General features: G+C 69.7%; 14 protein-coding genes and 1 pseudogene. 5 read left to right on the top strand and 10 right to left on the bottom strand.

Annotated elements, in window-relative coordinates:
- Window positions 1-1,406: pseudogene (locus ACBJ59_RS48075) on the top strand (hypothetical protein); the annotation flags it as partial.
- Window positions 1,407-1,470: 64 nt separating this feature from the next.
- On the opposite strand, the gene ACBJ59_RS48070 reads toward ACBJ59_RS48075, so the two are convergent.
- Window positions 1,471-2,883 (bottom strand): MFS transporter, encoded by a 1,413-nt coding sequence (locus ACBJ59_RS48070; RefSeq protein ID WP_375116724.1) that lies wholly within the window; start codon window positions 2,881-2,883, stop codon window positions 1,471-1,473.
- An 87-nt stretch (window positions 2,884-2,970) separates the two neighbouring features.
- Here ACBJ59_RS48070 and ACBJ59_RS48065 point away from each other — a divergent pair, with 87 nt between their 5' ends.
- On the top strand, window positions 2,971-3,357 hold the full coding sequence (locus ACBJ59_RS48065) for a MarR family winged helix-turn-helix transcriptional regulator (RefSeq protein ID WP_375116723.1): 387 nt from the start codon (window positions 2,971-2,973) through the stop codon (window positions 3,355-3,357).
- A gap of 230 nt (window positions 3,358-3,587) precedes the next feature.
- Here ACBJ59_RS48065 and ACBJ59_RS48060 read toward each other — a convergent pair whose 3' ends face one another.
- The 6 genes from ACBJ59_RS48060 to ACBJ59_RS48035 all read right to left on the bottom strand — a co-directional run bounded on the left by ACBJ59_RS48060 (window position 3,588) and on the right by ACBJ59_RS48035 (window position 10,442).
- Window positions 3,588-4,871 carry a thymidine phosphorylase gene (locus ACBJ59_RS48060; RefSeq protein WP_375116722.1) on the bottom strand — a complete coding sequence of 428 codons (1,284 nt, stop codon included), beginning with the start codon at window positions 4,869-4,871 and terminating at the stop codon, window positions 3,588-3,590.
- Entirely contained in the window at window positions 4,871-5,266 is a 396-nt protein-coding gene (locus ACBJ59_RS48055; RefSeq protein WP_364112616.1) for a cytidine deaminase, read from the bottom strand. Before ACBJ59_RS48055 ends, ACBJ59_RS48060 begins: the two co-directional genes overlap by 1 nt.
- Complete coding sequence (locus ACBJ59_RS48050; RefSeq protein WP_375116721.1) at window positions 5,263-6,543, bottom strand: ABC transporter permease; 1,281 nt, start codon at window positions 6,541-6,543, stop codon at window positions 5,263-5,265. The genes ACBJ59_RS48055 and ACBJ59_RS48050 overlap by 4 nt, the downstream gene beginning before the upstream one ends.
- A complete protein-coding gene (locus tag ACBJ59_RS48045) occupies window positions 6,540-7,682 on the bottom strand; it encodes an ABC transporter permease (protein WP_375116720.1) in 1,143 nt (380 codons plus the stop codon). Before ACBJ59_RS48045 ends, ACBJ59_RS48050 begins: the two co-directional genes overlap by 4 nt.
- Window positions 7,682-9,289: an ABC transporter ATP-binding protein gene (locus ACBJ59_RS48040; protein WP_375116719.1), complete on the bottom strand. Its 1,608-nt coding sequence runs from the start codon at window positions 9,287-9,289 to the stop codon at window positions 7,682-7,684. Before ACBJ59_RS48040 ends, ACBJ59_RS48045 begins: the two co-directional genes overlap by 1 nt.
- Before the next feature lie 82 nt (window positions 9,290-9,371).
- Window positions 9,372-10,442 carry a BMP family ABC transporter substrate-binding protein gene (locus ACBJ59_RS48035; RefSeq protein ID WP_364112624.1) on the bottom strand — a complete coding sequence of 357 codons (1,071 nt, stop codon included), beginning with the start codon at window positions 10,440-10,442 and terminating at the stop codon, window positions 9,372-9,374.
- A 287-nt stretch (window positions 10,443-10,729) separates the two neighbouring features.
- Here ACBJ59_RS48035 and ACBJ59_RS48030 point away from each other — a divergent pair, with 287 nt between their 5' ends.
- On the top strand, window positions 10,730-12,619 hold the full coding sequence (locus ACBJ59_RS48030) for a Xaa-Pro dipeptidyl-peptidase (protein WP_375116718.1): 1,890 nt from the start codon (window positions 10,730-10,732) through the stop codon (window positions 12,617-12,619).
- A 170-nt stretch (window positions 12,620-12,789) separates the two neighbouring features.
- On the opposite strand, the gene ACBJ59_RS48025 is transcribed toward ACBJ59_RS48030, so the two are convergent.
- The gene (locus tag ACBJ59_RS48025; protein WP_375116717.1) at window positions 12,790-14,013 is read right to left on the bottom strand and encodes a M20 family metallopeptidase; all 1,224 of its coding nucleotides are present in this window, start codon (window positions 14,011-14,013) and stop codon (window positions 12,790-12,792) included.
- Between the two features lie 536 nt (window positions 14,014-14,549).
- Between ACBJ59_RS48025 and ACBJ59_RS48020 the strand changes: the two genes are divergently transcribed.
- Window positions 14,550-15,902: a peptide ligase PGM1-related protein gene (locus ACBJ59_RS48020; RefSeq protein ID WP_375116716.1), complete on the top strand. Its 1,353-nt coding sequence runs from the start codon at window positions 14,550-14,552 to the stop codon at window positions 15,900-15,902.
- Here the strand turns inward: ACBJ59_RS48020 and ACBJ59_RS48015 are convergent.
- Window positions 15,874-16,146 (bottom strand): SCO4848 family membrane protein, encoded by a 273-nt coding sequence (locus ACBJ59_RS48015; RefSeq protein ID WP_375116715.1) that lies wholly within the window; start codon window positions 16,144-16,146, stop codon window positions 15,874-15,876. The genes ACBJ59_RS48020 and ACBJ59_RS48015 overlap by 29 nt on opposite strands.
- Window positions 16,147-16,229: 83 nt before the next feature.
- On the opposite strand from ACBJ59_RS48015, the gene ACBJ59_RS48010 reads away from it, so the two are divergent.
- Window positions 16,230-17,363 (top strand): D-alanyl-D-alanine carboxypeptidase family protein, encoded by a 1,134-nt coding sequence (locus ACBJ59_RS48010; RefSeq protein ID WP_375116714.1) that lies wholly within the window; start codon window positions 16,230-16,232, stop codon window positions 17,361-17,363.
- Here ACBJ59_RS48010 and ACBJ59_RS48005 read toward each other — a convergent pair.
- The gene (locus tag ACBJ59_RS48005; protein ID WP_375116713.1) at window positions 17,352-18,341 is read right to left on the bottom strand and encodes a YihY/virulence factor BrkB family protein; all 990 of its coding nucleotides are present in this window, start codon (window positions 18,339-18,341) and stop codon (window positions 17,352-17,354) included. The genes ACBJ59_RS48010 and ACBJ59_RS48005 overlap by 12 nt on opposite strands.
- Window positions 18,342-18,378 lie beyond the last annotated feature (37 nt).

Raw genomic sequence — 18,378 nt, 5'->3', positions numbered from 1 at the left:
ACAAGGAGCTCCCCCAGGCCCGCGCCCACCTCCAGGCCACCCACCCCGACCTCTACCCCGCCGCCCCCCCCCCCCCCCCCCCCGAACCGAACCCGAGCCCCGCCACCGAGACCGCCGGGGACCCGGCCCCTGGCACACCCCACCAGGACCCGTGGACCGCCCCCTGGGACACCAGCGGCACCGCCTCCTCCCCTTCCTGGACGGCCCCGGCCCAACCGTGGGAAACCCCGGTAGCACAACCCCCGCCCGACGACCCGGCCCTGCGCGCCGCCCTGATCGCCACCGCCTCCGAGCTGACGACCACGCACACGAACGTCTCGGAGCCGGTCCTGACCCGCCTCACCCGCCGCCGCAGGATCCGCGTGGCCACGTGGACGACGGTGTCCCTGGGGACGGTGGGCGCGTTCGTCGCCCTGGTGGCGGTGGGCGTGAACGCCATGGTGAGCAACATCGAGCAGCAGGTCACCGGCGACCAGGCCTCCCCCTACTCGAGCTTCGAGGCACAGGAGGAGCAGATCCCCGACCCGCTGCCCGCCGAGCTGGACGACCCGGTCCAGTACGCCACCACCGGCTACTGCCGCTCGGGCGGCACCAACCAGAAGGACCCGCTGCCCTGCGCCCAGTGGCGGCTGACGACCGCGACGGGCGACGAATGGCGGCTCCCGGGCGCCCGTGCCGGCTATGACGCGGACACCGGCGCCACGATGTCGCTGGCCCTCAGCCAGGACGGCCACCGCGCCGCCTACCGCAGGTCCGACGGCTCGTACGTGGTGCGGGACCTCCGTACGGGCGTCGTCAAGGTGATCGACGTAACGGACGAGCGGGCCACCCCGCACTTCAGGTCCTCCCCGAGCGGCCGCTACTTCTCCGTCTACTTCGAGGACGGCGGCGGCGCGACGCTGGACTTCGACACCGGCGTCACGCACTACGAGTTCGGCGAGCGGATCCGGATCCTGGCGGTGTCCGACGACGGCACCAGGGTGGTCGGCGAGAAGGAGGACGTCACCAAGGTCCCCGGCCACGCCTCCATCACCAAGCTCACGCTGAACGGCCCGGAGGGCCTCGACGGCGGCTACCGCGTCGACCCCGGCCTCCTGGAGTACGGCGGCGCGCTCTCCCCGGACGGTCGCCGGCTGGCCCTGGTGGCGGAGGACACGGAGCTCGTCGTCATGGACGCCCGCACGGGCCGCCTCACGGGCACCCGCGCGGACCTGGGCGAGTACGAGGTGGTGCAGGTCGAACGCTGGCTCGGCGCCGACGAGGTCCTCATCCGCCAGTTGGAGGACGACGAGTACACGCACCTGGTCAAGGTCGACGTGCGGTCGGGCACCACCACGGACGTCACGGACGAGGCGGTGCCGGAGGAGCTGTACTACGACGACCCGCTCGGCCTCTTCCGGGAATGAGCGAAGGGCCCCGCCACCCCCCGGCGAGGCCCTCCCGCGTCCACGATCAGACGGTCGCCCACGATCAGACGGTCTCGTAGACCTGCGCCTTGTCCTCCCCCGGAGCCACCGCCGCCTTGCGGGCCCGCAGCCCGGTCGCCGAGATCGCCAGCCCGACGAGGGCCAGCACCAGCGACACCACGATCGCCGCGCGCAGCGAGCCGATGGAGAGCGTCTCGCCGCCGCCCGAGGTGAGCACGGCGGTCACCACGGCCAGCACGATCGCGCCGCCCACCTGCCCGGAGGTGTTGAGCAGGCCGGAGGCCAGCCCCTGCTCGTCGTCGTCCACGCCGTTGGTGGCCTGGATGTTCAGGGAGGGGAACGACAGCGCGAACGCGATGCCGAGCAGGATCATGCCGGGGATGACCATGCCGCCCAGGCTGGGCGTGCGGTCGATGCCGAGGAACACGGCGTACCCGCCGGCCAGCGCGGCCGCGCCGATCACGATCAGCTTGCCGGTGCCGAACCGGTCCGCGAAGTCGCCCATCTTGGTCGAGGTGAGCGCGACGAGCAGGCCGGCGGGCAGGAACGCCATGGCGGTGCCGAGGGCGGACCAGCCCAGCAGGTTCTGGAAGTACTGCATGGCCACGAACTGGAAGGCCACGTACGAGCCCATGAGGATGAGCAGCCCCAGGTTGGCGCGCACGATGTGGCCGGAGCGCAGGATGCCGAGCCGCACCAGCGGGTGCCGCATCCTCAGCTCCGTGAAGACGAACAGGCCGAGCAGCACCGCCACGCCCACGAGCGAGCCGATCGTCCGCACCGAGGCCCAACCGGCCTCGGGCGCCTGCACGACCGTGAACACCAGCAGCAACATCGACGCGGTGATGGTCACGGCGCCGATCAGGTCGTGACCGCCCTCGGCCCGCTCCTCCCGGCCCCGCGGCAGCACCTTCAGCGCGGCGATCAGCGCGATGATCGCGACGGGCACCGGCATGAGCAGCGTCCACCGCCAGCCGATCTCGGTCAGCAGACCGGACAGCACGAGGCCGAGTGAGTAACCGCTCGCGCCGCAGGCGGTGAAGATGCTCAACGCCTTGTTGCGCTCCGGCCCCTCAGGAAAAGTCGTCGTGATGATCGACAAGGCGGCGGGTGCGGTGAACGCGGCGGCCACACCCTTGATGAACCGGGCCGCGATCAGCAGCCCGCCATCGTCCACCAGACCACCGAACAACGACGCAACGGCGAAGACGCCCAGAGCGACCAGGAAAACCCTGCGCCGCCCGAGCAGGTCGGCGGTCCTGCCCCCGAGCAACAGAAGACCGCCGTAGCCGAGCACGTAGCCGCTGACCACCCACTGCAGAGATGACGTGGTAAGGCCCAGGTCGTGCTGGATGGCGGGCAGGGCGACACCGACCATCGAGACGTCAAGGGCGTCAAGGAATATCACTGCGCAGAGCACGGCGAGCGCGCCCCAACGGGATGAGGAAGAGGACATGAGTCAGAACAATACATGCACTCGCATCTAATGCAAGCGCATTTAATGTCGTTGCATGAGTTTTATCGAAGTGGTAACCTCCGCGACATGGACGAGCAGTTCGTGGTGGAGACCTGGCACTACGTCCTGGCCAAGCACGCCAAGGCGATGTGCGCGCTGGAGCGCGAGCTGGGCGATCGGCACGGTCTGGGGCCCAGCGAGTTCGAGGTTCTGGACCGGATCGTCCATAACAACCGGAAGCTCCGCATCCAGGAGCTGTGCGACGAGGTCCACCTGAGCCAGAGCGCGCTGTCGCGGGTGGTGGCGCGGCTGGAGAAGGCGGCGCTGGTGTCGCGCGGGGTCTGCGACGAGGACCGGCGGGGCGTGTTCGTGTGCATCACGGACGAGGGCCGCGCCCGCCACGCCGAGGCCCTGCCCACCCACCGGGCCGTGCTGTCCGAGATCTTCGCCGACGCCCCCGCCCTGACCCCCTGACCCGCTTCCCCACCGACCGCGGCCGGGGTCCTTTCGGCAAAAGGCGCAAAGGCACCGTAGCCGCGCCCCGCGCCGGTGACCTTAGCCCTGGCACCTCTCGGCTCTCAAGGGACCCCCAGGCCGGTCGGCGGGCCCCGGGACGCCTTCGCCCTCTCGTCCCCTCACCCCCCAGAACCCAAAGGGACCCCAGCCCGGTCGGTGGGCTGGGGTCGGGAAGGGACCGGCAGGGGCTACGGGGCGGCGGTGATGCGGTCGATGATCAGCGGGAACTGCTCCTCGCCCGCGTCACCCACCGCATACCCCCCGTCCAAAGCCTCAAGAGCCCGCTCGAACCGCCCCGTCTCATCCGCGTGCAGTGTCATCAACGGCTGCCCCGCCCGCACCAGATCCCCCGGCTTGGCGTGCAGCACCACCCCGGCCCCGAAGGACACCGGATCCTCCTTACGCGCCCGCCCGGCCCCGAGCCGCCAGGCGGCCAGCCCCACGGCGTACGCGTCCAGCCGGGTCAGCACCCCCGAGGACGGCACCTCCACGGTCATGGTCTCCGCCGCGCGAGGCAGCAGCGCGTCCGGGTCCCCGCCCTGCGCGGAGATCATCCGCCGCCAGGCGTCCATGGCCGAGCCATCCTCCAGCGCCTTCTCCGGATCCTTCCCGGACGACACCCCGGCGGCCTCCAGCATCTCCCTGGCCAGCCGCACCGTCAGCTCCACCACGTCGGCGGGCCCGCCGCCGGCCAGCACCTCGACCGACTCCTCGACCTCCAGGGCGTTCCCCACGGCCCGCCCCAGCGGCCGGTCCATCGCCGTCATCAGCGCGACCGTCCGCACCCCGGCGTCGGTCCCGAGCGCGACCATGGTCTCGGCCAGCTCCCGGGCCATCGGGACCGTCTTCATGAACGCCCCGGAGCCCACCTTCACGTCGAGGACGAGCGACCCCGTCCCCTCGGCGATCTTCTTCGACATGATCGACGACGCGATGAGCGGGATCGACTCGACCGTGCCGGTGACGTCGCGCAGGGCGTACAGCTTCTTGTCGGCGGGAGCCAGGCCCGACCCGGCGGCGCACACCACGGCCCCCGCCGAGCGCAGCACCTGCAGCATCTCGGAGTTGGACAGCGAGGCCCGCCAGCCGGGGATCGACTCCAGCTTGTCCAGGGTGCCGCCGGTGTGGCCGAGCCCGCGGCCGGAGAGCTGCGGCACGTACGCCCCGCAGGCGGCCACGAGCGGCGCCAGCGGGAGCGTGATCTTGTCGCCGACGCCGCCCGTCGAGTGCTTGTCGGCGGTGGGCCGGTCGAGCTCGGACCAGTCCATGCGCTCACCGGAGCGGATCATGGCCTGCGTCCAGTCGGCGATCTCGCGCCGGTTCATGCCGTTCAGCAGGATCGCCATGGCCAGCGCGGACATCTGCTCGTCGGCCACGACGCCACCCGTGTACGCGTCGATCACCCAGTCGATCTGGGCCGTGGTCAGCTCGCCCCGGTCACGCTTGGCGCGGATGACCTCGATGGCGTCCATCAGGCGCTCCTGCTGAGGTCCTGCGGCCCGAACGCGTACGGCAGGATCTCGGCCATCCGCTTCGGCCCGTCCTCGGTCTCGACCAGCAGCTCCTCGCCGCCGAACTCGTACAGGAGCTGGCGGCAGCGGCCGCACGGCATCAGCAGCTCGCCGTGGCCGTCCACGCAGGTGAAGGCCACCAGCCGGCCGCCGCCGGAGCTCTGCAGCGCCGAGACGAGGCCGCACTCGGCGCACAGGCCCAGCCCGTAGGAGGCGTTCTCGACGTTGCAACCGGTGACGATCCGCCCGTCATCGACCAGCGCCGCCGCCCCCACCGGAAATTTCGAGTACGGCGCGTACGCGTTCCGCATGGCCTCCGCGGCCTCGTCCCGCAGGCCGTTCCAGTCGATGTTCAATGTTGTTCCCCCCGGCGATAGCGCACGCCGTCGGCCTTGGGCATCCGCAGGCGCTGCGAGGCGACCAGGAGCACGAGCAGTGTGAGCACGTGTGGCGTGATGAAGACGAACTCTCTCTCCAGCTTGTCGACGACCAGCCAGAGCCAGAACAGGACGACCGCGCCCAGCGCGGCGACGGCCATCAGGGTGTACTGCCTGGCGCGCCCGGCCACCAGCTCGACGGGCCGGTCGGGCGCCGTCAGGCGGCGGACCTGCAGCCCCAGGTAGATCAGCAGCAGCACTGCCCCGAACAGGAAGAACGAGGTGACCGCGCCTTCGCTGCGCAGGCGCAGACCTTCGGTGTACCCGAACAGCGCGGCACCGACCGCGAGCCCGCCGGGCCGCCAGTTGCCGAAGATCATGGCGGCCAGGCCGATGAAGCCGCGCCCGGCCGTCTGGCCCTCGACGTACTTGTTGGAGACGAAGACCAGGAACACGCCGCCGAGCCCGGCGAAGGCGCCGGAGATGACGACCGCGAGGTACTTGATCCGGTAGACGTTCACGCCCAGCGACTCGGCCGCCCACGGGTTCTCGCCCGCCGAGCGCAACCGCAGGCCGAAGGACGTGTGCCAGAGCACGAAGAACGTCAGCGGCAGCAGCAGCACGGCCAGGATCACCAGCACGTTCACATTGTGCGTCAGTCCGCGCAGGATGCCGGCCACGTCGGACAGCAGGAACCAGTGGGTGCTCTCCAGCTTGCCGAGCAGGTCCGGACCGTCGGAGAGCAACGGCAGGCTGGGCTCCCACGTCTTCCCGGTGATGGCGGGCGAGGTGGTGATGCCCGCGCCCGCTTCGGAGGCCGGGGTGCCCTCCTTGTAGAGCACCTCGGACAGGAAGCGGGTGATGCCGGGGCCGAGCAGGTTGATGGCGACGCCGCTGATGATGTGGTCGACGCCGAACGACACGGTCGCGATCGCGTGCAGCAGCCCGCCGAGCGCGCCGCCGAGCAGCCCGGCGGCCAGCGCGGCCACAGGGCCCCACTGGTATCCGGCCCAGCCCGCGAACCAGGTGCCGAGCACCATCATGCCTTCGAGGCCGATGTTGACCACGCCGGCCCGCTCGGCCCACAGGCCGCCGAGACCGGCCAGGCCGATCGGCACCGCCAGCAGCAGGCCGGCGGCGAACGTGCCGGAGGAGGTGATGTCGTTCTGGCCGGACACCATCCGCACCAGCGACATCAGCAGGATGAGCGCCGCGACGCCGATGAGCGCCACGTGGTATTTGCCGACCCGGGTCATGCTGTCACCTCAACCGGAGTGTTCCTGCCGAGCTGCTGGGCCGCCCGCCGCTCTTCGAGTCTCAGCGCGAACCGGTTCGTCACCTCGTTGGCCACGACGACCAGCAGGACGATGGCGCCCTGGATGATCGTGACGACGGAGGCGGGGATGTCCGCGAACTGCAGCGCGCCCTGCGCCCGGTCCAGGAACGCGAACAGCAGCGCGGCGATCGCGATGCCGACGGGCTTGTTCCGGCCGAGCAGCGCCACCGCGATGCCCAGGAAGCCCAGGCCGGCGGTGAAGTTGGAGTTGAAGGCACCCCGGGAGCCGAGGATCTCGGGCAGGCCGATGAGGCCGGCGATCGCGCCGGACATCACCATCGCCGAGATCACCATGGTCTTCGGGTTGACGCCCGAGGCGAGCGCGGCGGGGCCGTTGAGCCCGCTGGCCTTGACGTTGAAGCCGAAGCGGGTGCGCTCCAGCACCAGCCAGACCACCACGCCGAGCACGACGGCCACGAGGAGGAAGCCCCAGAGACCGCCTTCGCGGGTGGGCCGCACCAGCCCGAACCAGTCGAACACGAAGTTCAGGTCGGGGAACATGGCCGAGTCGGGAAGCTTCGGCGTGGTCGTGGAGAGGTCGCCCTCGGCGCGCTGGCCGGCGAAGGGGCCGCGGACGAGGAAGGCCGCCAGGTTGATCGCGATGAAGTTCAGCATGATCGTGGCGATGACCTCGTTCACCCCCCTGGTCACCTTCATGACGGCGGGGATGAGCGCGTACAGGCCGCCGACCAGCGCCGCGACCACGATGATCACCGGGATCTGGATCCAGGCCGGCGCGGCGAACGTGGAGCCGACATAGGCCGCGCAGATGGCCGCGATCCGGTACTGGCCCTCGACGCCGATGTTGAAGAGGTTCATGCGGAAGCCGACGGCCACCGCCAGACCGGCGATGAACAGCGGCACCGCCCGGTTGAGGAGCGTGGCGATGGAGTTGGACTCCGCCCGCGCGGTCTCCCCGAAGTTGAAGAAGGCGCCCAGGGCGTCCAGCGGGCTCCCGCCCGCGACGACGATCGCCACGCTGCAGATCGCGATCGCCAGGAGGATGGCGATGACGGCGCCGGCGACGGTGAGCAGCGCCCGGTTGAGCCCGGCGGGCATCACGTCTCCTCAGTACCGGCGATGGCGCCGGTCATGTAGCCGCCCAGCCGCTCGGGCGTGATGTCGGAAGGATCGAGCGCGGCAACGAGCCGCCCACGGTAGATGACCTGGATCGAGTCGGACAGGCCGATCAGCTCGTCGAGGTCGGCGGAGATGAGCAGCACCGCCAGCCCGGCGGCGCGGGCGTTGCGCAGGTGGTCCCAGATCGCGGCCTGGGCGCCGACGTCCACGCCGCGCGTGGGGTGGGCGGCGATGAGGAACGCGGGCTCACCGCTCATCTCGCGGCCCACGATCAGCTTCTGCTGGTTGCCGCCCGACAGGGCCAGGGCCAGGGTCTCGACGCCGGGGGTGCGTACGTCGTACTCCTTGACGATGCGCTCGGTGTCGGCCCTCGAGGCCCGCCGGTCGACCCAGATGCCGTTGCGCGCGGGCTTCCTGGTCTGGTGCCCCAGCACGCGGTTCTCCCACAGGGACGCCTCCAGGAGCAGGCCCTGGCGGTGCCGGTCCTCCGGGATGTAGCCGATACCGGACTCGCGGCGCTTGAGCGTGGACCAGGCGCTGATGTCCCGGCCGTCCAGCTCGATGCCACCGTGCGCCGGGCGGATGCCCATGATGGCCTCGATCAGCTCGGACTGGCCGTTGCCCTCGACACCGGCGATGCCGAGGATCTCGCCCTTGTGGATCTCGAACGACACGTCGTCGAGGAGCAGGCGCTTGCCGTCCTCGCGCAGCTTGGCCACGTACGTGCCGACCGGGGTGCCCTTCGGCGCCGGGTGGTGGCCGTCGGCCTCCATCGTGAGGTGCGAGACCCGCAGCGCGACCGTGTCGGTCACGGTGGACTCGCGGGTCTCGGGCGTGGGCAGCTCGCTGCCCACCATCAGCTCGGCCAGCCGGCGGGCGGTGACCTGGCTGGGTTCGACGCTCGCGACGGTGGTGCCGCGCCGGATGACGGTGATCGCGTCGGCGATGTCGAGCACCTCGTCGAGCTTGTGCGAGATGAAGATGACCGTCAGGCCCTCGGCCTTGAGCTCGCGCAGGTTCTGGAAGAGCTCCTCGACCTCCTGCGGCACCAGCACGGCCGTCGGCTCGTCGAGGATGAGGATGCGGGCGCCCCGGTAGAGGACCTTGAGGATCTCCACGCGCTGGCGGTCGCCGACGCCGAGGTCCTCCACCAGCTTGTCGGGATCGACCCGCAGGCCGTGGGTGGCGGCCAGGTCGGTGATGCGCCTGCGCGCCGCGGCCGTGTCGAGCACGCCGGCCGTCGTGGGCTCGGCCCCGAGGACGATGTTCTCGAGCACCGTGAAGTTGTCGGCGAGCATGAAGTGCTGGTGCACCATGCCGATCCCGACCGCGATGGCGTCGCTCGGCGTGCGGAAGCTGACCTCCGTGCCGTTGATCCTGATGGTGCCCTCGTCCGGCTTCTGCATGCCGTACAGGATCTTCATCAGGGTCGATTTGCCCGCGCCGTTCTCCCCTACGATGGCGTGCACCGTGCCGGGCTGGACGGTGATGCGGATGTCGTGGTTCGCGACGACACCGGGGAAACGCTTGGTGATGCCCTCCAGCTCTACGGCGGGTTTCACCGTGGCCAAGGTGTCAGCACTCATTTGCCTCTCCTACAGGGGGGCGGCATAGGCAGAAGGCCCGAAGTCAGGACTCCGGGCCCTCGGCTGTCTCTCCTGCCCCGATTTACGGCTTGGCAGGAACCGTGATCTTGCCGTCGACGATGTCCTTCTTGGCAGCGTCGAGCTTGTCCTTGATGTCGTCGATCTCGCCACCGGTGGTGGACAGGCCCACGCCGTCGACCTTCAGGTCGTAGGTGACGTTCGAGCCGCCCTTGGTACCGCCCTGGAAGGCCTTGATGAACTCGAACACGCCGACGTCGACGCGCTTGAGCATCGAGGTCATGATGACCGACTGCAGGTCGGTCTCCTTGACCGTCTGGCGCTGGTCGGAGTCGACGCCGATGGCCTTCTTCTTGGCCGCGGCCGCCGCCTGGAACACGCCGAGGCCGGAGTCGCCGGAGGCGTGGTAGACGATGTCCGCGCCGTCCTGGTACATCTTCTCGGCCGCGACCTTGCCCTTGTCGGGGGCCTTGAAGCCGGTGAAGTCACCGTCGGGGGTGAGGTAGCTGATGTCGATCTTGGCGTCCGCCTTGACCGACTTCACGCCGGCCACGAAGCCGGCCTCGAACTTCTTGATCAGGTCGCTCTCGACGCCGCCGACGAAGCCGACGTGGCCGCTCTCGGACTTGGTCGCCGCGGCGACGCCCGCCAGGTAGGAGCCCTGCTCCTCGGCGAACAGCAGGCCGGTCACGTTGGGCGCGTTGGAGGCGGAGTCGACGACCGCGAACTCGATGTCCGGGTATTCGGTGGCCGTCTTCTTGATGTCCTCGGCGTAGGCGAAGCCGACACCGATGATCGGGTTGTAGCCCGCGTCCGCGAGCTGGCGCAGCAGGTCGCCGCGGTTGGAACCGTCGGCGGACGGGCTGAGCTCCTTGATCTCCGCACCGAGATCCGTCTTTGCCTTCTCCAGGCCGGCGTATGCGGCGTCGTTGAAGGACTTGTCGCCACGCCCGCCGACGTCGAACGCCAGACCCACCTTGAGCGAGCTCTTCGTGGCTTCGCTGCTGGCGCCGCCGGTCGGCTCCTGACTGGCCGCCGTGGTGCCCCCACCATCGCCGCCACAAGCGGCTGCTGCCATGAGCATGACACCGGCCACCGAGCCGAGCATCATCCTGTTGAATCGCTTGCCGAGCAAGGCGACTCCCTTCCATTTCCCCGCCGCCGAATCTCATCGCAGGCGCGAAGAAACGTACGGCACCTGCACGGAAGATAGTTGCTTGACCAGGGCGAACCAAACTGGCGCACAGGGTCGCAACCTGTCCGTTATCGACATCACTCGCGTCCGTGACCTGAATCCCGGTTCAGGCACACGGTACGCCCGTGGAAAGTTTTGCCCAACTTTGGTACACGATCACCCCTTGCCCGAGAGCCGATCGTGACGGATGTTCCCAGCGACGGTGAAATCTCGCATCGGAGTTCTGCATGCACCCTCGGAAGGCCCTTCGGGCACTCGCCGTGCCGCTGGCCGCGTTACTCGTCGCGTCCATCACCGGCGTCCCACCCGCCTCGGCCGGCACCCCCGCCATCAAGATCGAGAACAACGCCACCCAGCCCGTCTTCTCCCGCGCGGACGCCGTCAAGCAGACGGTGTTCGTCGAGGTCGCGGGGACCGACAGCGACAACGACGGCGCACCCGACCGGGTGGCCGTGGACATCCTGCGGCCCAAGGAGACCGACCAGGGACTGAAGGTCCCGGTGATCATGGAGGCGAGCCCGTACTACGCCCCCGGCAACGACGTCGCGAACCACCCCGTGGACGTGGACGAGAACGGCAACCCGCTGCCCGCCCTGACCGCCCTGTCGGCCAAGCTGGCCGCCGAACCGTTCGACGGCTACTACGACAACTACTTCCTGCCCCGCGGCTACGCCATCGCCCTGGTCGAGAACCTCGGCAGCGCCCGCGCCACCGGCTGCCCGACCTCCGGTGACCGCAACGAGACGGCCGGCCCGAAGGCCGCGATCGACTGGCTGAACGGCCGCGCCAAGGGCTTCGACGCCGAGGGCCACCCGGTCGAGGCCACCTGGTCGACGGGCAAGGTCGGCATGATCGGCGTCTCGTACAACGGCACCCTGCCCAACGCCGTCGCCGCGACGGGCGTGGAGGGACTGGAGACGATCGTGCCGATCGCGGCGATCTCCAGCTGGTACGACTACTACCGCGCCAACGGCGGCGTCCTGGCGCCCGGCGGCTTCCAGGGCGAGGACCTGGACGTGCTCGCCAAATACGTACTGACCAGGGAGAACGGCCAGGAGGCCTGCGGCGACGTGATCGACGGGATCACCGCCACCCAGGACCGGATCACCGGCGACTACAGCCCCCTCTGGGACGCCCGCAACTACCTCAACGACGTGCGCAAGGTCAAGGCCAGCGTCTTCGTGGTGCACGGGCTCAACGACTGGAACGTCAAGACCAAGCAGTTCGCCCAGTGGTGGTACGCCCTGTCCAAGCGGCACGTGCCGCGCAAGATCTGGCTGCACCAGGGCACCCACATGAACCCCTTCAGCCTGCGCACGGTCGAATGGCTGCGCCAGCTCCACGGCTGGTTCGACCACTGGCTGTACGGCATCGACTCGGGCATCATGCGCGAGCCCCAGGCGGACGTGGAGATCGCCGCCGGCCAGTGGGCCCAGCACGCCTCGTGGCCGCTGCCGGGCACCGCGACCGTGCCCCTCTTCCCGGGCTCCGGCTCGACGCTCGGCCTGCTGCCCCGCCCGCGCTCGCCCAAGGAGTCGTTCGTGGACCAGAAGGTCAGGACGGCCGAGCAGCTCGTGGAGGCGACGGGGGCCGATCCGAACCGGCTGGCGTGGACGACCGGCGCGCTGCCCGCCGACGTGCGGATCTCGGGAACGCCCACGGTGTCGGTGCGGGCCTCGCTCAAGGACGGCGCGTCCCCGTACCTGACGGCACTGCTGGTGGACTACGGCACCGACGTCCGCCCGAACGGCACCCTGCTCTCGACCGGCCAGTCCTACTGCTACGGCCAGGGCGTCCCGGGTGACACGGGCTGCACCACCCTCCGGACGCTCGGCACCGCGACGACCCCGTACAAGATCGTCACCCGGGGCTGGCTCGACGTCCGCAACCGCCACCGCCCGGACCGCACCGAGCCCCTACGGCCCGGCAAGGACTACACGTTCACCTGGGACTTCCAGCCGACCGACTACTTGTTCAAGAAGGGGCACCGGCTCGGCCTGGTGATCATCTCCACTGACTACGACTACACCCTCCGCTACCCGCCAGGCACCAAGATCACCGTATCCCCCGCCCAGTCCGCCCTCCGCCTGCCCGTGACCCTGGGCAAACTGCTCTGAACGACCGCCTCACAAAGGCGGCCACGCTTTCCTGCGCGCGCCCGGCTGTCCACCAGCCGGGCGCGCCCCTTGCGCGAACCGGGCCCCGCACTCCGCGACGCGGCACGCGAGACCCGAAGTACGGCCGGGTGGGGAGGAACAGGGGTCAGGCGGAGACGGAAAAGGGCATGTCAGGCCAGGGCGGAGGTGACCGGGTCCAGCGGCCCGACCTCCCACAGCGCCGTCAGCGCCGTGGCGGCCAGGACCCGCACGCCCATCGCGATCGCCTTCTCGTCCACGTCGAACGTCCCCTGGTGGATGTCATACGTCACCCCGTCGGGCGACCGCGTCCCGAGCCGGGCGAACGCCCCCGGGATCGACTCCAGGTACCAGGCGAAGTCCTCGCCCCCGAGCGACTGCTGCGTGGGGACGACCGCCCCCGCGCCCAGCACGCGCTCGGTGGCCTCGGCCAGCATCTCGACGCTGACCTCGTCATTGACCACCGGCGGCACCCCGCGCGTGTAGTCCATCGTGGCCTCGACCCCGTAGGCGGCCGCCACCGACTCCAGCAGCGACTTGATCAGGTCGGGCGCGGCGTGCCAGGCGGTCTCGTCGAGGCAGCGCACCGTGCCCTCGGCCACGCCGTCGTCAGGGATCGCGTTGGCCGCCGAGCCGGCCTCCACCTTGCCCCAGACGAGGCTGAGCGAGGAGCGCGGGTCGACGCGCCGCGACAGGGCCGCGGGCAGTTCGGTGAGGATCTTGGCCAGGGCGAAGACCAGGTCGGCGGTCAGGTGGGGGCGGGCGGTGTGGCCGCCGGGGCCGGAGACCCTGATGACGATCTTGTCGCAGGCGGAGGTGATCGGGCCGGGCCTGAGCCCGACCTGGCCCACGTCCACGCGCGGGTCGCAGTGGAGCCCGAAGATGCGGTCCACGCCGGCGATGCCGCCCTGGGACATGACCTCGAGCGCGCCGCCGGGCAGCTCCTCGGCGGGCTGGAAGATCAGGCGTACGCGGCCGGGCAGCAGACCGGCGGCGGCCTGCTGGGCGAGAAAGAGCGAGGTGCCGAGCAGCGCCGAGGTGTGCACGTCGTGACCGCAGGCGTGGCAGGCGCCGTCCACGGTCGAGCGGTAGGCGACGTCCTTCTCGTCCTGCAGGGGCAGCGCGTCGATGTCGGCGCGCAACGCGATGGTCGGCCCGTCGCCGCTGCCCACGTCGCAGATCAGCCCCGTGCCCTGGGTGAACACCGTGGGCTTCAGACCGGCGGCGACTAGCCTGTCGGCGATCCGCTGGGTCGTACGATATTCGGCGAAGGCCAGCTCAGGGTGCATGTGGAGATCGCGGCGGAACGCCACGAGATCCTGCTCGGTCTCCGCCAGGAACGCGTCGAGTTCCCCCCGCAGCTCACGTCCCCGCATATGTCACCGTCCCGTCCCATGCCGCGCGCCCCAGATGTGCTGGCCATCGCGGCTCATGCCCTGTAAAAATCTCCATCCCGCGGTGGCCACCCGGTTTGAGCGGCCGCTCGGCGAACCAAAAGGCACACCCAGTGGGTACGGTGCGCGAGATCGTCAGCACGGGCTTCGCGGTCATCGGTTGTGATTGCCGCCGCTCCAGCCCGGGAGCACAGCGGTCGGCCGTGAGCCCGATGGCGATGCCTCGACTTTATCGCTCCCCTGCGACTCCGCGCCGACAGATACACCAAAAGTTAGCCGACGGCAGGGCCGAAACCGCAGGTCGTCACGTTCCGCATACGCGCGGCTGATCCGGAAATAGTCACAAGGGATCAGTAGATCGTGACCCGATGCTGTCAGTTCAAACGTGGTCAGCGATTCCGAATCCTGTCACCTTCTGTCATGGTCATGACACTCCAACGATGGCTGCATTTGAGAAGAATGCGTGTTTCACTCGCTGTATGATCACTAATATCCCGTTCGGGGAGAAGAGTGCTGGGTTGAGCATCTTCGAGCCGAGTGAGGGGACCCTGGTGGTCGTACCCTCGCTCTCCCTCCCGCAGGATGAGCTCCGCCGCATCACGGCGGCCAGGTCGTACGAGGAGCGCCTGCTGTTCCTGCTGCTCACGCTCCGCGAACCCAAGGTCAAGGTGGTCTACCTCTCCTCCGCGCCCATCGACCCCGACATCGTCGACTACTACTTCGCGTTCCTGCCCGACCCGGATGACGCCGCCAAGCGTCTCACGCTGATCAGCCTCGACGACCCCTGGTCCCAGCCGTTGACCAGGACCCTGCTCGATCGCCCCGACGTCATCGAGCAGTTACGCTCGGCGATCGACGGTGACGCTTGGCTGGTGCCGTTCGTCCTCAGCGAGCTCGAGGAGGAGCTCGCCTCGTTACTCAACGTTCCCCTCTACGGACCGGCAACGTCCCTTTCCTATTACGGCTCCAAGAGCGGGGCCCGGGAAGTGGGACACGAGGCGGGTGTGCCGATGGCGCGCGGCTTCGCCGGCGTGCACTCGGCGCTCCAGATCGAGGAGGCGATGGAGGCCCTGCCCGGCGAGCGGGTGATCGTGAAGCTGAACGACGGGTACTCCGGTCTCGGCAACGCGATCGTCACGAAGGCCGACAGGTCGCTCACCAGCTTCTCCGCAGCCGGCGAGACCTGGGCCAACTTCACCGCGAAGATCCGTGACCGGGGGGCCGTGGTCGAGGAGTTCATCGAACATCGCCCGCTCTACTACCCGAGCGCGCTGGCTCAAATCACGCCCGGCGGTCAGGCTCAGGTGCTGGCCACGCACGACCAGGTGCTGGGCGGCAACAACGGCCACGTCTACCAGGGCTGCACGTTCCCCGCGGCGCCCGAGTACCGCGCCGAGGTGGGCGCGTCGGCCGGCCGGATCGCGCAGGTCCTGGCCGAGCGGGGAGTGGTCGGGCTGTTCGGGATGGACTTCTTCGCGCTGAAGGCCGACGCCGGGTACGCGGCGCTGCTGTGCGAGATCAACCTCCGGATCGGCGGCACCACGCATCCGTTCGGCGCCGCCGTGCTGACGACCGGGGCCACGTACGATCAGGCCACCGGTCACCTCATGTCTGGAAATCAGCCGAAGTTCTACACCGCAACCGACAACTGCGCTTCGTCCTGCCTGCGCGGGCGCACCCCGGGTGAGGTGATGCGGACGGCGGACCGGCTCGGGATCGGCTTCGACGCCGAGCGGCGCACCGGAAACGTGTTCCACCTGCTCGGCGCGATCCCCGAGTACGGCAAGCTGGGCTTCACCTCGATCGGTAACTCACGCGAGGAGGCCGACGAGCTGCACGCCCTCACCCGTCGTCTCCTCTGCGGCCCCTGACCGAGCCCCCCACCGAGCCCCCGCCCGAGCGGCCCGCCGAGCCCCCGGCCGAGGAGCCCCGCAGACCGCGCCAGCCGATGATCCCCAACACGATGGCGAGGATGATGTTCACCGCGATCAGGATCCCGTGCACCACGTAGAAGCTGGTCGGATGCCCATCGGCCAAGTTAAACCCCAGGTTCACCCACTCGAAGATCATGAATACGCCCAGGATGATGAGGAATCCGGCGATCTTTCGTGACACATGTACCTCTCTAGTATCGAAGGTGGATCTTCGGGGGATGTGTCGCCACATGGGCATTAACACGGAGCTACGCTGAGACCGCCATGTGGACGAAACTCGTGCCGGTCACGGCACTCATCGCCTCGGTCTCGCTCACCGGCGGGACCGCATATGCCGAACCGACGACGCCGGTCGGCGGCGAGGCGCTGGGCAGCCGCGGACTGGTTGTCCCTGCAGGCGTCAAGAAGCCGCCCAAGAGCAAGGCTACTTCGTACGTCATCGCGGACGCCGGAACGGGGCAGGTGCTCGCCGCCAAGGACGCCCACGGGCGCTACCTGCCGGCCAGCACGCTCAAGACGCTGACCGCACTCACACTGATCCCCAAGCTCGACAAGAACCGCAAGATCCGGCCCAGCCAGAACGCCTGCAACCAGGAGGGCAGCGCGGTCGGGCTGTCGCCCAAGGCGACGTACAAGGTCGACGACCTGTTCAAGGCGCTGATGATGTCGTCGGGCAACGACGCCGCGATGGCCCTGGCCGAGACGAACGGCGGCCTGGCCAAGACCATGAGTGACATGAACGCCGAGGCCAAGCGGCTGCAGGCGTACGACACCGTGGCCAAGACGCCCAGCGGCCTGGACAAGCCGGGGCAGAGCAGCTCCGCGTACGACCTGGCGCTGATCGCCCGCGCCGGCCTCGCCAACCCCGAGTTCCGGCGCTACATCAGCACGAAGACCAGCAAGTTCCCGGCGCCCAAGGGCCACTACGAGATCAGCAACCACAACAAGCTGCTCTGGCGCTACCAGGGCATGGTCGGCGTCAAGAACGGCTGGACGTCGAAGGCGCAGGCCAGCTTCGTGGGCGCGGCCACCCGCGGCGGCCACACGATCGTGGTGAGCATCATGCGGCACCAGGGCGGCTTCTGGGACGAGATCACCCAGCTGCTCGACTGGGGATTCTCGGTGCGCGGCAAGGCCGCCCCGGTCGGTCAGCTCGTGGACCCGCTGCCCGCGTCGGCGCTCGCCGCGCCCCAGCAGCGCCCGTCCGCCGCCGCCCCCGCCTCGCCGGGCACCTCGGTCACGCCGGCCGCCCAGCCGCCGCTGCTGGACACCGCCGCCTCCAAGCAGACCGACTCGACCAAGACGGTCGGCTCGCTGGTGATCGGCGGCGGGCTGCTGTTCGGGCTGATCTGGCTGGGGTACGGGATCCGCCGCAAGCGCGGCCGCTCACGCCTCTGACGGCCGGCCGGCCTCCTCGACGGAGCGAGCCGGGCCCTCCGCGGAGGGCGCCGGCTCCTCGGTGGACGGGACCGGCGAGGGCGCCGGCGGCGGGCACAGCCCCGAGGTGGCGGTCCAGGCGGCGACGAAGAGCACGAGCCGGGCCGAGAAGTTGATCCAGACCAGCAGGCCGACGATGACGGCGAACGTACCGTAGACCGGGTTGCCCAGGGTGGTGGCCAGCAGCAGCGTCGCGATCTGCTTCAGCACCCCGAACCCGATCGCGCCGAGCAGCGCCCCTTGGGCGATCACCCGGAACGGCCGGGTCGGCCGGGCCACCCAGCCGAGCAGGATCACGAACAGCACCCAGTCCGCCCCCACGCTCGCCGTCACGCCCGCGGCCCTGAGCCCGAGGTTGGCCAGCATGTCCGCGCCGCCGAAGACGGCGTGCACGACCTTGTCCGTGGCCGTCGTGGCGAACCCCGCGACCAGCACGGACACGATCGCCGTCAGCCCCAGCATGATCAGCGAGGCCAGGTCGCGCAGCTTGCCGAGGAAGAAGTTCAGCGGGGGCGTGGTGGCCATCGAGATGTCCCGCAGCGCCCCGCGCAGCGCGTCGAGCGCGCCGAGCCCGGCGTACAGGAGGCCGAGCAGGCCGATGATCCCGGCGGTCTCCTTGGCCCTGGCGATGGCCTTGATGTCGAGCTGGGCGGAGATGCCCGGCAGGCGTTCGACGATGGCCTTCTCCAGGGCGTATCTGGTCTCATCGCTGGTCGCCACCACGAACCCGAGCACCGCGTACGCCAGCGCCACCAGCGGGAAGAAGGACAGGAAGGCGAAGTAGGTCACCGCGCCGGCCAGCCGGTCGCCGGACTGGAGCTGGTAGCGCTGCGCCGCGCGGACGAGATGGTCGAACGACAGCCTGCGCACCCGCCAGTCGTCGAGCTTGCCGCGCCCCCATGCCTTAACCGACTCGACGCGCTCCGTCAGACTCGCCATGACACCCTCTTCCCAGGGATCTCCTACCCCAGGCCCG

It is taken from the genome of Nonomuraea sp. MTCD27 (assembly GCF_041950495.1).
Classification (GTDB): domain Bacteria; phylum Actinomycetota; class Actinomycetes; order Streptosporangiales; family Streptosporangiaceae; genus Nonomuraea.
This window is presented reverse-complemented; position numbering and strand designations above follow the sequence as displayed.